11 protein-coding genes and 2 pseudogenes are annotated in these 15,830 nt (G+C 60.5%); 12 read left to right on the plus strand and 1 reads right to left on the minus strand.

Annotated features, from left to right (window positions below; translation table 11 throughout):
* The first annotated feature begins 162 nt into the window (after positions 1 to 162).
* From QFZ94_RS33405 to QFZ94_RS33440, 8 genes and pseudogenes are all read left to right on the plus strand, one after another.
* Positions 163 to 1,263: a TRAP transporter substrate-binding protein gene (locus tag QFZ94_RS33405; RefSeq protein WP_429462251.1), complete on the plus strand. Its 1,101-nt coding sequence runs from the start codon at positions 163 to 165 to the stop codon at positions 1,261 to 1,263.
* A gap of 12 nt (positions 1,264 to 1,275) precedes the next feature.
* On the plus strand, positions 1,276 to 1,809 hold the full coding sequence (locus tag QFZ94_RS33410; protein ID WP_129961552.1) for a TRAP transporter small permease: 534 nt from the start codon (positions 1,276 to 1,278) through the stop codon (positions 1,807 to 1,809).
* A gap of 11 nt (positions 1,810 to 1,820) precedes the next feature.
* Positions 1,821 to 3,092, plus strand: a complete 1,272-nt coding sequence (locus tag QFZ94_RS33415; protein WP_429462254.1) for a TRAP transporter large permease — start codon at positions 1,821 to 1,823, stop codon at positions 3,090 to 3,092.
* 108 nt (positions 3,093 to 3,200) lie between these two features.
* A pseudogene (locus QFZ94_RS33420) lies at positions 3,201 to 3,377 on the plus strand (2,3-dehydroadipyl-CoA hydratase); the annotation flags it as partial.
* Positions 3,378 to 3,438: 61 nt separating this feature from the next.
* A complete protein-coding gene (locus QFZ94_RS33425; protein WP_429462256.1) occupies positions 3,439 to 4,044 on the plus strand; it encodes an enoyl-CoA hydratase-related protein in 606 nt (201 codons plus the stop codon).
* 153 nt (positions 4,045 to 4,197) lie between these two features.
* Positions 4,198 to 5,433, plus strand: a complete 1,236-nt coding sequence (locus tag QFZ94_RS33430; protein WP_429462259.1) for a CaiB/BaiF CoA transferase family protein — start codon at positions 4,198 to 4,200, stop codon at positions 5,431 to 5,433.
* 65 nt (positions 5,434 to 5,498) lie between these two features.
* The gene (locus QFZ94_RS33435; protein ID WP_429462261.1) at positions 5,499 to 7,223 is read left to right on the plus strand and encodes an FAD-binding protein; all 1,725 of its coding nucleotides are present in this window, start codon (positions 5,499 to 5,501) and stop codon (positions 7,221 to 7,223) included.
* A gap of 169 nt (positions 7,224 to 7,392) precedes the next feature.
* Positions 7,393 to 7,806, plus strand: a pseudogene (locus tag QFZ94_RS33440) (Tn3 family transposase); the annotation flags it as partial.
* 216 nt (positions 7,807 to 8,022) lie between these two features.
* Here QFZ94_RS33440 and QFZ94_RS33445 read toward each other — a convergent pair.
* Positions 8,023 to 9,993 carry a transglycosylase SLT domain-containing protein gene (locus QFZ94_RS33445; RefSeq protein WP_429462263.1) on the minus strand — a complete coding sequence of 657 codons (1,971 nt, stop codon included), beginning with the start codon at positions 9,991 to 9,993 and terminating at the stop codon, positions 8,023 to 8,025.
* A 452-nt stretch (positions 9,994 to 10,445) separates the two neighbouring features.
* On the opposite strand from QFZ94_RS33445, the gene QFZ94_RS33450 reads away from it, so the two are divergent.
* From QFZ94_RS33450 to QFZ94_RS33465, 4 genes are all read left to right on the plus strand, one after another.
* Complete coding sequence (locus QFZ94_RS33450) at positions 10,446 to 11,480, plus strand: IS630 family transposase (RefSeq protein WP_429455271.1); 1,035 nt, start codon at positions 10,446 to 10,448, stop codon at positions 11,478 to 11,480.
* A gap of 313 nt (positions 11,481 to 11,793) precedes the next feature.
* A complete protein-coding gene (locus QFZ94_RS33455) occupies positions 11,794 to 12,582 on the plus strand; it encodes a BMP family ABC transporter substrate-binding protein (protein ID WP_429462266.1) in 789 nt (262 codons plus the stop codon).
* A gap of 417 nt (positions 12,583 to 12,999) precedes the next feature.
* The gene (locus QFZ94_RS33460) at positions 13,000 to 13,935 is read left to right on the plus strand and encodes an ATP-binding protein (RefSeq protein ID WP_429462268.1); all 936 of its coding nucleotides are present in this window, start codon (positions 13,000 to 13,002) and stop codon (positions 13,933 to 13,935) included.
* A 930-nt stretch (positions 13,936 to 14,865) separates the two neighbouring features.
* Positions 14,866 to 15,540, plus strand: a complete 675-nt coding sequence (locus QFZ94_RS33465) for a response regulator transcription factor (RefSeq protein ID WP_013093459.1) — start codon at positions 14,866 to 14,868, stop codon at positions 15,538 to 15,540.
* Positions 15,541 to 15,830: the final 290 nt, after the last annotated feature.

Here is a 15,830-nt window from a genome sequence, read left to right on the forward strand (position 1 = left end):
GCCCCCGCTGTGCCCTTCGCCAGTATCGCCAAGGGTCTTCCGCCGTGTGCGCCGGATCAATCGCCGGACAGTCCGGGAAACGCTTGCTATCGAAGACGCCGTAAAAAAGTACAAGAAATCGGGCGACCGGTCCTAACGCCCGTTGCGTGCACTCACGAATACTTGAAGCGCCTGCTGACGGATCGACCTGACGCGGAGCGAAGACTAAATTCCAGTACGGAAGGAGACGAAATGAAAGCATTCTTGAGCGCGCGCCGCGCAGGACGCGCCATCATGGTAGGTACGCTGCTCGCGGCAGGCGTCGTTGTCGCAGGCGTCGCTCGCGCCGACGACCCGATCGTCATGAAGCTGGGCCACACCCTGGCTCCGAACAATCACTATCAGCTGACTGCCCAGGTGTTCGCCAAGGAGGTCGCGCAGCGAACCCACGGCAAGGTCAAGATCGAGATCTTTCCGCAGTCACAGCTCGGCGGCGAAGTGCAGATGGCGCAAGCGCTGCGCACCGGCACGCAGGAGCTCATGATTTCCGCACAGGCGCCGATCGGAAACACGATCAGGCAATGGCAGATCTTCGATACGCCTTATCTCTTTAGCAGCATCGACGACGCCAACCGGGTTCTGCAAGGACCGGTCGGCCGCAAGTTCCTCGACATGATGCCGGCCGTCAACATGATCGGCCTGACGTGGCTATCGGTGGGCGAACGCAATTTGTTCACGGCTAAGAAGTCCGTCGGCTCGCTCGGTGACATGAAGGATATGAAAGTGCGAGTGATGCAGAGCCCCGGCTATATCACGGGCTATAAGGCACTGGGCGCAAACCCGACGCCGTTGCCTTATAACCAGTTATTTCTGGCGCTTTCGCAAGGTCTGGTGGACGGCGGCGACACGTCACCGGAGCAGTTCATCCAGGACAAGTTCTCGGATGTCGCGAAGCATTACTACCTGACCCACGTGAACTACTTGCCCGTGGTGCTGGCAATGAGCAAGAGCGCCTGGACGCGTCTTTCGCCTGACGAGCAGAAGGCGTTTCAGGCGGCTGCCGCCGTCGCCGCTGACTATGACATGAAAGAATACAAGCGCGAGTATGACGACGCGCTAACAACGATGAAGAAGAACGGCACCCAGGTGACCGAGATAAACACCGCGCCGTGGGCCGCAGCAACCGAAAAGGCGCGCGACGGCCTGCTCAGTGGCATTCCGGATGGCAAGGCGCTTTATCGGGAAATCGAAGCAGCCGACCAGTCCGCTGTCGCTTCGAAATGAACGGGGAGCGCCATGGAAAAGCTTGCGCGTAGTCTCCTGTTTATCGACGACCTGGTTCTGAAGATCACGCTGTTCCTATGCGGTGGACTGCTTCTCACGATGGTGTGCGTCGCTGGCCTCGGCGTGGTCTTTCGCTTCATCCTGCAGGACTCGCTGTCGTGGTCCGACGAACTCGCGGCTTATCTGTTCGTGTGGCTCACGTGCCTCGGTGCGGCGGCAGGAGCCAAGCTGCGGGTTCATCCGGAGGTGCGGGTACTGGCCGACCGTTGTCCGCCCATCTTCGCGCAGACACTGGCGGACCTTACCGACTGCGTAGTCCTCGCGCTCGGCGTGGTGTTCGTCATGTACGGTGGAGAGATGCTGGAGCTGATGGGCACGGAAACAGCGACCTCTTTGCCAGTTTCCATGGTCTACCCGTATCTCTCGATTCCCGTCTGCGGCGCGCTGCTGGTCTTTCATTCCGCGGTGCGAATCGCGGTTTCCCATCTCGCGCCCGGCGCGCAAACGAGGCCCTCTCTGTTGCAGGGCGTCTCCGAACATATCTGAGGTGAATCAACATGTGGGCACTCGCTCTAGGCGCCGGATTGCTCGGCTTCGGTGTACCGGTGGCCATTTGCATCGGCATTGCGGCGACGATTGCATTGACGCTGAATGGAACCCCGCTGCTGGTGATTCCGCAGCAGCTATTTGCGAACCTGAATAACGTCGGCCTGCTGGCCATCCCGTTCTTCATGTTGACTGGCGCCATCATGGATGCGGGTGGTGTCTCGCGCCGGATCATCGACTTTTCGCAGGCGCTTGTCGGGTTTATGCGTGGCGGCATCGGCCAGGTGACGATCGTTGCCAGCATGTTCTTCGCCGACCTCTCCGGTTCGGCGACTGCGGACACCGCAGCGATCGGCTCGGTCATGATTCCGGGGATGGTCAAGCAGGGCTATTCACGCGCGTTCGCAGTGGCGCTGCAGTCGGCGGCGGGCTCGCTCGGACTGCTGTCGCCCGTGTCGATGAGCATGCTGGTGTATGCGTACACCGCTAACGTGTCCGTCGGCACGATGTTCGTCGCGGGGATCGTGCCGATGCTGCTGGTGGTGATTTCCTTCATGCTCGTGAACTACGTCACTGCCGTGCGCCAGAACTATACGGCCGTCGAACCGTTTTCCGCCGCGCGGCTGTGGACCACGTTCAGACAGGCGATCCTGGCACTGCTGACTCCTGTGATCATTCTGGGCGGCATTCTCGGCGGCATCTTCACCCCGGTTGAGGCAGGCGTCATCGCGGCGGTCTATGTGACGCTGGTGAGCGCCTTCGTTTTCAAGTCGCTCAGGCTGTCGCACTTCAGGGAAATACTCACGCGCACTGCTATCAATACCACGCGGGTATCGTTTCTTCTCGGGCTCGCGTTCGTGCTCGGCCGCTATCTGATCGAGGCGCAAATCCCGCTGCACGTCGCCAACAGCTTTCTCGCCGTGACGACCAGCGCGTTCGTATTGCTGATCCTGATCAATCTCTTCCTTCTGGCAGCCCATACGGTACTGGAAACGATCTCGAGTATCGCGGTGGTGATCCCCGTGTTCCTGCCGCTCGTCGCGCAGATGCATATCGACCCGGTGGTGTTCGGCGTCATCGTACTGATCAACTCGGCCATCGGCATCAACCTGCCACCGATCGGCTTTTGCCTCTTTACGGCTGCATCGATCGGCGGCGTGTCCGTCGAAAAAGCGACTCGGGCGATCCTGCCGTTCATCTTCGCGCTGACGGTCGACCTGCTGCTGATCATCGTCTTCCCGCATATCCCACGGTTCCTGCCGAACCTGCTGGCAATCAAATAACACGAGGAGAATGGGCCACCGGCCGCACGCGCCCGGCCCAATCTTTAGAACTTCGTATGCGGCGACTGTTCTCGCGCGCAAAACGATCGCAATACCGAGAGGCTCATCATGAACACGGCTCACATCGAACGAAGCGGCGCCGCCCAGGTCCCGCTGGCCGCAGGCGAGGACCTGCGGTACCTGAAGCTGGAACAACCCGCTGAGTTCGTCTGGTTGATCACGTTGAATCATCACGACAAGCGCAATGCGCTGTCTGTGCCGCTGCTGGAGGAACTGGCGCGCGTGCTCGCGGCGGCCGAAGCTAGCGACGACGTCAGGGCTGTCGTGCTGACCGGCGGCGAGCGTTATGGCGTTTTTCTTCAGCGCGGGAGCGGATATCGCCGACATGGCGGCACGCGGGGTCGCAGCGTATGCGGACCCGGTGCGCCTCGCGAGCTGGAAGACGATCGAGACGTTTTCGAAGCCGCTGATCGCCGCGGTCAACGGCTTTGCCATCGGTGGTGGTCACGAACTGGTGATGCTGGCCGATATCGTCGTCGCGGCGGACGACGCGACCTTCTCGCAACGAGAAATCGTGATCGGCGCGCTCCCGGGCGACGGCGCCACTCAGCGCCTGCCGCGGGTGCTCGGCAAGACACTGGCGATGAAACTCGTGCTGACCGGCGAACCGCTGACGGCTGCCGAGGCCGAGCGCCACGGACTGGTGACCGAGGTCGTCGCGCCGGCACGCAGCATCGCGCGCGCTGTCGAGATCGCGTCGCTGATCGCCGCCCGCGCACCGCTCGCGGTCCGACTGGCCAAGCGCGCGGTGCTCGATTCGTTCGAGACCGATCTTCAACGAGGCCTGGAGCTGGAGCATCAGGCGAATCTCGACGTGTTCAAGACGGAAGATCGCGCCGAAGGCCACCGCGCGTTCGTCGAAAAACGGCCGCCGCACTTCAAGGGTCGCTGATCACTGGTGCGTCGCACATGCGCCTTTCGACGGCGGTGGGCAACGCTTGCCTTTGGTTATGACGGGCATCGAATGTTCAGGGTGAACGCGGAGTTCGGCAGGGCCTTGGGCCGCCTCGGCAGATAGCCGGACTCACGACCTAACGGAGATTGCATGAACGGGCTGAACGGTATCCGCATTCTCAGCTTCAATCATTTTCTGATGGGGCCATTGGGCGTGCAGCACCTCGCCGATTGCGGGGCCGAAGTCATATCGGTCGAACCTGTCGACGGCGCATTTCAGCGCAAATGGGGCGGCGCTAACCGCGCCATCGATGGACAGACGATGCTGCTTCTGATGGGCAATCGCAATAAGCGCAGTCTGGCGCTCAATCTCAAGGACGCGCGGGCAATCGATATCGTCATGAGCTTGCTGCCACAAGTCGACGTCGTCGCCGAAAACTACCGTCCCGGTGTGATGGAACAGCTGGGATTGGGTTACGACGCACTCAGGGCAGTCAAGCCGGACATCATCTACGCGTCCGGCTCGGGGTTCGGTCCTGACGGACCCTATGCCAGCCGGCCGGGGCAGGACCTGATCATTCAGGCCATGTCGGGTATCGCGACAGTCACCGGAACCCGGCAGGACGGTCCGCGCGCGGTGGGCGTGTCCGTCGTCGATCATCACGGCGCTGCGCTGTATGCGAACGGTATCCTGACGGCACTGCTCAACCGTGAGCGCACGGGCGAGGGCTGCCGGGTCGACGTTAGCTTGCTGGCGGCGGCGCTCGATCTGCAACAGGAGTCTCTCACATGCTTCCTGAACGGCGAAGGCCATGACGACGTGCGACAGGCTGGGCGTGTATCAGGTTGGTACTTCCCCGCGCCGTATGGCATATACGCAACTGCGGACGGTTTCATCGCATTGTCGCTGAGTCCTCTTGACATCATCTATCAGATCCTGGAGATCCCTGAAAAGGAACGGATTCCCGCGGAGCGCGCATTCGACGAGCAGCACGAAATCTCCGACCGGCTTGCGCGCCGGCTTGCGCAGCACACGACGGCGCACTGGTTGCCACTCTTCGAGCGGCAGCATGTCTGGCACACGCGCGTCAACGATTATGAGCAGGTGGTCGCCGATCCGCAGGTGCGCCACTTGAAGAGCTTCGAGACAGTCGAAGGTGCAACCGGCAGCCCCGTGACGCTCGTCAATCATCCGGTGCGCTACAACGGCAGCGCCCCGGCTATCCGCACGCCGCCGCCACGATTGGGCGCGCACACGATCGACATCCTGTCAGGGTTGGGAATGAGCCGGCCGACCATCGACTCGTTGCTGGCGGACGGCGTAATCGGCGTTGCCGAGGACGCCGCGGCCGTTGCCGCGGATGCGGCAAAAGACGGCGTTGCGTGAAGCAGGGGTGCGCCGTCCACGCGGCAAGCGTGCCGCACGTGTCGATGGAAACAGGAGAAGCGGGCATGAGTGACAAGTACAGGGAAGTCATGACGGACGTGCTGGTCGTTGGCAGCGGCGGCGCTGCGCTGCGGGCTGCGCTCGAAGCAGATTCCAGCGGCGCTGACGTGCTGGTCGTGATCAAAGGTCAGTTTGGCAAAAGCGGCGCGACGTTTCATAGCGTAGCTGAAGTAGGCGCCTTCAATGTGCCGGACGGAGCCGGGGATCCCAGCGATAGTCCCGATGTTTTTCTCGCCGATATCCTGCATGCCGCTCAAGGCATGGCCGACCCGCGCTTGAGCGCGATTCTCGCGAACGAAGCGCAGGATTCCCTGCGGTACCTCGAACGGTACGGCGTAAAGTTCGAGCGCGAGGACGACCATTACCTGGTTTTTCGCGCATGCTTTTCTTCCAGGGCGCGCTCACATGTGATTCATGAGCACTTCAAACCCATCGTGAAATCGCTGGGGACCGAAGCGTCCCGGCGAGGCATCAAGGTCATGGACCGGTTGATGCTCGTCGACCTGCTATCGCAGGACGGCGAATGTCTCGGCGCATATGCGATCGATTCTGACGGCAACCCGGTGCTGATCCATGCCAAGTCGACGATTCTTACCACCGGCGGCGCAAGTCAGCTGTTCGCCCAAAACCTGTATCCATCGGACATTACCGGCGACGGCTATGCAATGGCTTATCGCGCGGGCGCGAGACTGGTCAACATGGAGTTCATGCAGGCCGGTGTGAGTGTGCTGACGCCTTTCGTCAACCTGTTCGGCAACTACCTGTGGGACGCGCAGCCGAATCTCACCGACCGCGATGGCAGGGCGTTCGTCCCTGACTATCTGCCGGCGGGACTCGCTCAGGTCGATGTCATTCGGCAAAAAGAGCGGCACTTCCCATTCAGCTCAAGCGATATCTCGCGCTACGTCGAAATTTCGATTCAGAAGGCACTCAACGATGGCCGCGGCACGGTTGAAGGCGGCGTGTTTCTCGACTTCGTCGGATGCGATCTCGAAGCGAGACTGGCCGACAAGAGCCGCAGCATCGCAAGGATGTGGCCGCTGACCTGCCAATGGTATAAGGAGCACGGCGTCGACCTTCATCGCGACCGCGTGCAGATCACCTGTTCCGCACATGCGATCAACGGCGGTCTGTACATCGACGAAAACGCTCAGTCCAATTTGAAGGGTTTGTTCGCTGCGGGTGAGGTGGCAGCGGGTCCGCATGGCGCCGACCGTCTCGGCGGCAATATGGCCTTGACGTGCCAGGTCTTCGGCCGCCGCGCGGGCCTCGCCGCGGCCGAACGAGCGAGAATGACAACGCACCGCGCGACCGCGGCAGCCCTCGACGACAGTCGCACGGTCGCCACGCAATTCCGCCGAAGTGGCGGACACACGGTGGAAGAACTGAGAGCACGGATTCAGCAGAGTGCAAACCGGTATTTGCTGATCGTGCGCGAGGAAGCCGGGCTTCAGACCTTCAGGCGGATCTGCAGAGAGACGCGCGATCAGTTGTTTCAGGACACGATGATCCGCACGCCGGCCGAACTCATCCGGAGCATCGAATTGGCGAACTTGATTCAGGTCGGTGAATTGATGGCTTGCGCATCGCTTGCCCGACGTGAGAGTCGCGGCGGTCACTACCGCGAAGACTTTCCTGAGCGCAATCCGGACTTCGCCAGCAACATCTTCCTCGAGCGGAATGTACCGGAAGGTCTGTGGTTCGGGCGGCTGGCGGATTTGCCGTCGTAAGTCACAGGTTCCCTCGGCACACGAATCAGGCCGGCCATACAAGCGAAGCTCAAGCCAGTTTCCAGCGCGTTCTTCGCCTTGCCGAGGTATCCGCCCTGTTCATCCGCGCCGTTAGCGGAACCGACGGTCGCCGAGAAACGTCGGTGAAATCCGAAACCCAGAGCTGGTTCTCGGTAGATTGCTGCGCACGCTTTTGCTGTGCGACTACTTCAGCAACATTGAATTCCGGCGTGAAATGCATACGCTGCTCAATCGCGGTGAATCGGTCCATCAGTTGCAGCGCGCAATCTAGACCGGCAAGATCGCGCCGGAGCGCGGGCGGCGCCGCGACGAAATGATCGCGATTTCTGGCTCCTTGTCGCTGCTGACAAACCTGGTCATTGCGTGGAATACACAGCGCATCCAGGCAACCCTTGATCGTTGGCAAAGCAAGGGCCAAGGGGTGGACGACGACTGGTTACGGCGGATGGGTCCAGCGCATTTTGCGCATGTGAATTTCCGCGGAACGCAGAGCTTTCCGATCGATCTCTATCGAGAGATGCTTCTCGATGCGGCGCCATGGCGGCGCATGGCTGGATCGTGAACGCGTTCTGCATGCACACAGACCGCAGGACTGCAGCGCGTGGTGCGGTTTTGTTGGCCGCCCTCAATCATGCGCGCTCCGGCCAGGCGCGGTGGCGGATGAAAGCGCCAGATTCATCACGAAAAGGACGAATGCCCCGAACTGCAGTTACCTTCGCCCACGTACCACAATGGCTCTTTGTTTTATCCGTGCGGTCAGCGGGGAAGCGTTGCTATGTCATCGGGGCTCGATATGACCAAGCAGCTCCATCAGCGAATGCGGGCGGCCATCAAACAACGCCGCGTAGTAGACCGTGTTCGACAACACATTCTTGACGTAGTCGCGGGTTTCGTTGAACGGAATAGTTTCCGCGAAAATCGCGCCTTCCACCGGACGCGGGAGGTTGGCCTGCCACTTGCGCGGGCGTCCAGGGCCGGCATTGTAGCCGGCGGTCGCGAGCACGGCCGAACGGTCAAGCTGGTTGTAAATCATCGACAGATAATACGTGCCGAGCTGGATGTTCGTGTCGAGCTCATTCATCCTCGCCCGCGAGAGCGGACCGAGCCCGATTTTCCTCGCGACCATCTCCGCGGTTTCCGGCATCACCTGCATCAGGCCGCCTGCGCCAACCTCCGAGCGCGCACTGATGTTGAAGCGCGACTCCTGGCGAATGAGGCCATATGCCCATTCGATATGGGACCCGTTGGACTGCGCATCTCGCTCGACAATCGCGCGGAAGGGCGCCAGATAGCGCAGCGAAAAATCATGCTCGGTCAGCGTCCTGTCGGCGGTGCTCACAGTCCGGTCGTAGAGCTCGATGCGGCGTGCGTACTCGGCGACTGCAAGCAGTTGCCGGTCGGTCATGCCGCGCAACGGCCAGTTCCACTCCCGGTTGCCTTCCGTGCGCAGGTTCAGCGCATAAAAACGTTTTGCCAGTTCGAAGCCCGGTGTCTGGCTGGCCTTCTTAACTTCTTCGTCGGTCACTTTGATCTGTGGCGGAATCACGATCTGCTGGCCGAGCGCCTCGGAGGCCAGTTGGCCATAGAAGGTGTAAGTTCCCGCGATCTTCCCGAATTCCTGGTTCGCCGCTGTCACCTCGCCGGCCTGCTTCAACGCGCGTGCGTACCAGTAGACCCACGGTGATTGTGCGCGCAGCGCGGCCGGCATCTGCTCGATCGACCAGCGCACCATCATCCAGTCTCCTGCCAGCAGCGCGCTACGCGTGCGCCACTCATAGGCCTGGCTCGACAGGGGCGCGTTCGCCGACAGCCGGTACCAGTCCACCGCGCCTGGCAGCTGCCGGGTCGCCGCCTGATAGGCAATCGTGCCCCAGCCGATAGCGCGTTCCGCCAGGGTGAGCGCCGGTGCGATCGCGGTGAAGATGGCTGCGGCCGCTGCCGGATCGCTGGCCGCCACCTGCGTGATGGCGAGCAGCGCGAGTTGATGTGACGCCGAGTCCATCGGGACGCCTTTCGCCAGCAGCGCGCGCGGCTGGTTCCTCGCCTGATCGAGCCGCAGCGGATCCGGGCGCGCCGTGCCCAGCGCATCGACCAGTCCGCCACCGGTCCTCGTCGCGCCCTGTTCATAGGCCTCGCGAATCTTCTGCCAGACATCCTCCGAAGTGAACTGGTGATTACCGTCGAGCGCGGTGATCAGATCGACGCAGCCGTCGCCGTACCACTTCGGCTCGACGAGCAGCGCGCGCGCCGCGTCGGCGACGTTTTCACCCCGCGCGGCGCGCGACTCGAGCGCATAGCAGTTCACCTGCGTGTCGTCGTTCAGGACGAACAGTGAATATTGGGAATCGAAATCCTTCCAGTCGTGGCGGGCGCCCAGCACGCGCAGGTAGTCGTTGCGCAGACGGTCGGCAATCGCCTGTCCGTCGTAGCGTTGCAGAAACGATAGCACCGGTACGTCCGGCGCATCGAGATTCGCATGCCCCGCGCCGATGAACAGACGCGGCTTGATCTGAAAATAGCTGAGATAAGCCGGCGCCGGATAATTTCGGATCAGGCTCGCCAGCTGCGCGGCACGCTCGGGATCGTTGTCGCGGGCGGCGTCACGCAACTTGATGAAAATCTGATCGTCAGCGGAAAGCGAGGAGAGTCGGGTGGGATGTCTGGCCACCGCCGTGCCAGACACGACGAACGTCGCGGCGGCAAGGGCAAAGCCGATCGCGCGAGACGCCCGGTGACGTCGTGTGGACATCGCTGTTCTTACCTTGTTTTAGTGCAGAAAATTGAGCCAAAGCTTAGGCCGCAATTCGGCGAAGCGAAGCTTCGAAAAAGACTGGACCCAGCCCGCAATTCGGCGCTTTGCGAGCCGGATGGTTGCCTGCAGCAAGCTCGCGGAGGGGTGCAACCTGCGTACAAAGGAAGCCGTGCGCTGGATCACCACGCCACTTGATCGCGTTCTCGCGAGATCGTGGCGGAGGCGCCGTCTCACGCATCTAATTCCAGCCTAATTCTCAAGGGGGAGAATTCGTTGCGCAGCACCTCCCGAGCGCTGTACCTTCAGCTTGATGTGGATTAGCCGCAGCCCGAGTCTAAAAATCTCGACTACTTAATTGTCATGGTCGGTGACCTTATCTGAGTGGAAAGCAGTAGCCCATTTCGCTTACTGACCGGTGCACCAAATACTGCCCTGTGCGTTAGAGAGGTATGAATACGCAAACTGATGCAAGGAAGCTGGGCGAGGCAACGCAGGCGCACCTGAGGAAGATGGTGGTGCAAGCGGTGCGTAGCGGCATGACGCGAGTGGAAGCGGCTCGAACGTATGGCGTTAGCCTGCGTGCGGTGGGCAACTGGATGAAGTTGGCACGAGAGGGTGGCTTGAGGGCACTGAGGTCCGGCAAGCGTGGCCGTCGGCACGGAAGCGGCCACCTGACTCATCCACAAGCCGTGAAAATGCGCAAGCTTATCATCGAGCGCATGCCCGACCAGCTTGCGCTGCCGTTCTACCTGTGGACCCGCGAATCGGTGGCAAAGCTGATTGAGCGCGAGTGCGGCGTGAAAGTGTCGAAGTGGACGGCGGGCCGATACCTCAAGGCATGGGGCATGACCGCCCAGAAACCTGTTCGACGCGCGTACGAGAGAAAGGACGAGGAAATCGAGCGCTGGCTGAACGAGGACTATCCGGGCATTGCGAAAGAGGCGAAGCAGGAAGGGGCAACCATCTATTGGGGCGACGAAATGGGCTTGCGCAGCGACCACGTGAGCGGTACCAGCTTTGCCCTGAAGGGCGAAACGCCGGTCGTCAGGGCGACCGGAAAGCGCTTCGGCTGCAACATGATTTCTGCGATCACGAATCGTGGAGAACTGAGCTTTATGGTCTTCGAAGGGACGTTCAAAAACGCGACCTTCATCGATTTCCTGAAACGCCTGCTCAAGCAGGCCACGCGCATGATCTACCTGATCGTCGATGGGCATCCTGTGCACCGGTCCAAAGCAGTCAAGCGGTACGTCGCCGATAACGCTGCACATCTGCGCCTGATCCGGTTGCCGGGGTATTGCCCCGAGCTCAATCCTGACGAGCTGCTCAACCAGGACGTCAAAACCAACGCGCTCGGCAAAAGCCGACCGGCGACCAAGGCGGAACTGATCGGCGCGATCCGGCGACACCTGCATCGCCGACAGAAGGAGCCTCACATGATTCGCAACCTCTTTAAAGAAAAACATGTCCGGTACGCAGCCTGAGAAGAGGCACTATTTGATGCACCAGTCAGTAACCTGACAAAGCCGGCAAAAACCCACAACCCGCTGTTGGTGCGACAAATCGCTCTTGACGTTATCTTCCGCGCCTGCATAGACTTTGGACGTATTCAGGTCAGTTCTTCGGAACATTCGACTATCTAAGGAAGCGCATAGAAACCCTGCCCGAATGAAACCGGCCCCCGTCAACGAGCGACGTCGCGTTGCCTGTTCGCTGCTCGCACTGTCTGCGTTCGCCCCGACCGCACTCCGAGGCGCGACGCATGCATCCGTTGCAGGCACGGTTAGCAGATGGCCCGTGTTGCTGTTCATTCCCTTCGCCGGAAGCGATCTCGGATTCAGCGAAGCCGCATATCGCGGCTACCTCCAGGTCCGCCACGACGGCTACCGGATGACCGTCGTGCGCGATGCCGACAGTCTGGGTGCCGCGCGAATTCTCACGGTTATCGGCCGCCACTACACGGCAGGTGTACGCGGTTTCATTCTGGCAGGCGCTGAGCTGAGCGCAGTCACCGCAACGGCCGCAGCACAATACCCGCAAGCCTATTTCGCGACCTTGTCGGGTAAGGCGAGTGGCCCCAACGTCGTCAACTATTGTCTCGATTGCAAGAGCCTCGGTGGAGCGCTTGCTGGTGCTGTTGCCGCGAGCGTGTCGAAGACGAAGACCGTCGGCTTCGTCGGCGGCGTAGAGTCTGTCGACGGTACGGAGGCGCAAAGCTTCAGGCAGGCCGTACTTGCCAAGGCGTCCGACGCAACGGTTCTGATAGATTGGGTCGGCAACTGGGGTGACCGCCGACGCACGCAGCAGTTGACCGTGCAGCAGATCGACGCCGGTGCCGACGTACTCGTTGCAGATGCAAATGACGCGGTGATCGTCGCGGCCGCCCGCCATCCGCGCGTCCGCGTGATCGGCTGGATGGCCGATGCATCGCGTCGGTACGGAAACGTCGCAGCGAGCGTGATCATCGACACGAGCATCATTTTCCGGCGTTTCGTCGATGGAGTGGTCGCGGGCCGATTTGAGGGCGGCGACTACCCCGTCGTCGATACGGACAATGTCTGGAAGGTTGTGTGGCCGCACGGGTAACCGCTGATATACGCTGAACTCGATCGCATGAGCTCGTTGAAAAACCAGATTACTGTAACGTTGATCGTACTGGTCACGGCAGTCGGCCTCATCGATGCGTATACGTCGTATTGGCTGTCGCGCAAGCACATCGGCGAACTGCTCGACGTGCACTTACAGGGCGCCGCTATCTGGCTGTCCGCCGGCAACGTCGGCGCGATAGGCTCACACGGTCCGCCGCAGCACTCCGTCGACGGCTTTGTCGGGCAAATCTGGAGGAGCGGCGACGCGGCGCCAACGGATAATACCGATCCGGAGCTGCTATTCGATCGCAATGCGCCGGACGGATATTCGATCGAGAGTATCGGCGGGCATGCCTATCGCATTTACACGTTGAGAAAGGCCGACGGCCAGTACACGTACCAGGTCGGACAGCCGGTGGCGTTCCGCGAAGAGACAGCAAGGCATGCCGCGCTCGAAAGCCTGATACCCACGCTCATCCTGATTCCACTCGTCTGGCTCGCTATTCCCTTTGTCGTCAACGCGGCGTTCGCGTCGCTGTCGCGTGCAGCGGCGCAGTCGGAGTTAGTCGGCATCCGGCATCTCGAGCCTCTCGATATATCGGGCGTGCCGGACGAGGTACGACCGTTCGCGGCTTCGGTCAATCGGATGATTGCCCGGCTTCAGGTCGGTATCGACGCTGAGAAACGATTCGTCGCCGATGCCGCGCACGAGTTGCGCACGCCCATCGCTGCGATGCAGCTCCGCGTCGACAACCTCGTCAACGCTCCCGACGAGGCGGCACGCTCCGAGCGTCTGCGCGAATTGCGCGAGGCCATCGCTCGAGCGTCGACGATGATCCGACAGCTTCTCTCGCTAGCGCGAGCTGATGCACAGCTCGATCTGACAGCAATCGAGACAGTGGATCTGTCCCAGTTGGTTCAGAAGCTCGTCGCGGATTTTCTGCCGGTTGCAGATGCACGCTCGATCGATCTTGGTGTAGGGAAGTTCGAGAGCGCGAAAGTTGAAGCGCGTGAAGGAGAATTGCGTATGGCCGTGCGCAATCTGCTTGAGAACGCACTGCGCTATACGCCTGCCGGCGGAACCGTCGACATCGATCTGTTCCGAAGCGCCGACGACGTGGTGGTGCGCGTGACCGACAACGGACCGGGCATTCCGGAAGCGTCCCTGGACCGGGTGTTTGATCGCTTCTTCCGTCTGCGTGCGGAGGATTCGGAAGGTAGTGGTCTCGGGCTTTCGATCGTCAAATCGGTCGTGGCGAAGTACCGGGGTTCTATTTCGCTTGCAAACCGCAGCGATGGACACAGTGGTCTGATCGCTACAATCGTTCTGCCGGCGCGCGGCACTATGTAGGAGAGTGGGCCCTGAATGGCACCCGGTCACGGGTTTCGGTCTGGAAGCGGCGCAACGCTAATTCTCATTAAATAGGCACCGTACATACTGGCATTGTGACTACGTTCCTGTCAGGTCGCCTTCTCTGAGCAGCGAGTTGCTTGCAGCTCTTTTGGTGATGCCTGCGATCAGTGCGATTGCAGTAGCGACTTGCGGCGAGCGCTTTGGAGATGTTCTAAGGATTATCGCAACCCTTTACAGTACATCTGTCGATCAATGGAAATGGATCGAATACTTGAAGACATAAGAAGATTGGAATGTGTTTCTGACGTTGCTTTGATGTCACGTGTCGGGGAGTAGCGTGATCGAACGTCGGTCGACGCCAATCATCGCGGCGAGGGAAGGACACTTTGGCGGCGCAGCGGGCGCATGCATAGGTCGCCTGACTTCATCCGCAGCCGTGCATCGCGACCGACCCCATTTAATAGGCCCGAGGAAGGGCCGTTCCGTCGATTCTCATTCCAATCTAATTCTTAGGATCTAAAATATTTCCTGAGACGAAAATTGCGGATTGGCGGGCTGAAAAGCCCCGGTGCAGAGTGGATTCCGGGAGTTATTGCGAGGGAATCCCTAGCGCAAGATCGTCGCCTACGCGAGAGGGACAACATGTTTAATGTGTGTTTACTGCCCGTGGATTCCGAGGATAGTGAGTGTTCAGCCACCTGTGGAAATCCGGGGCGATACAGCTTCATCAGTTCCGGCATTCTCGAGTGGTTCAGGAAGGTTTTCCCGCGGAGAGCTAATTCGCCTGATGCGAAGCTTCCGAACTCTTGAGAAAAACCGGCGCATTACGCATGAATCGCAAATCGCTCAGGCGAGAAACGCGCCCGCGGAAGAATGTTCCTTGCCCTGCGCCCAACGACAACGCTCCATTGCCGTGGACATTGCACTATGCGAGTGCTCATAGTCGAAGACGACCTGCAGATCGGTCAAAGTTTGCTGCGCGCGCTTCAGGATGCGGAGTACAGCGTCGACTGGGTCCGCGACGGCAATGCCGGCAGCGCGGCCATCGCTGCCGTTGAATATACGCTGGTCTTGCTCGATCTTGGTTTGCCCGGCATGGGCGGCATCGAATTGCTGAAGGCGGCGCGTGAGAAGGGGAGCAAGGTACCCATACTGATCCTGACCGCACGTGACGACCTTGACGCCCGGGTCCAAGGGCTCGATTTCGGCGCTGACGACTACGTTCTCAAGCCCTTCCACCTGCCCGAACTGCTTGCGCGGATTCGTGCCGTGTTGCGTCGCAGGGCAGGCTTTGCGTCGTCGCGTCTAGGCAATGACACGTTGAACCTCGATCTCGACAAACGAACTCTATGCTGCAACGGGGTGTCATCCGTTCTGTCGGCGCGCGAATTCGCATTGATGTTCGCGTTCCTTGAGCGCCCCGGCACTATCCTTTCGCGAGATCAGCTCGAGGGGAAGCTTTATGGTTGGGGTAAGGAAGTCGAGAGCAACGCGGTCGACGTGCTGATCCACGGTGTACGCAAGAAGTTCGGACAGTCTGTGATTCGCAACGTGCGTGGCCTCGGCTGGACTGTGACGCTCGGCGAATCGCCCGAGGTGTGACCGCGCGTTTCGGCTATGTTCCCGTACGACGGCGATGTCAATTTTCCGGGCTCTTGTTGGCGGAAATAAAGCGAATCTCCAAATATTCTTCTTCGGCGCACTTGTGATGATCGGAGACCCCCGAAGAAAAGCATAGTTCTGCGGCGCTCAGGAAGCAGCCATTCACATATCGAATCGTGCTAATCCATACTTTCGTCAACACTACGCCGTTGCCGGTCTTGCCGGCCGATGTTCAGCAGAACACGTTCGCCCGGTCACCATAGAACACCAACCGGCTTGCCATAGCGCGA

The sequence above is a fragment of the Paraburkholderia sp. JPY465 genome (genome assembly GCF_050436725.1).
In the GTDB taxonomy this organism is placed as follows: domain Bacteria; phylum Pseudomonadota; class Gammaproteobacteria; order Burkholderiales; family Burkholderiaceae; genus Paraburkholderia; species Paraburkholderia youngii.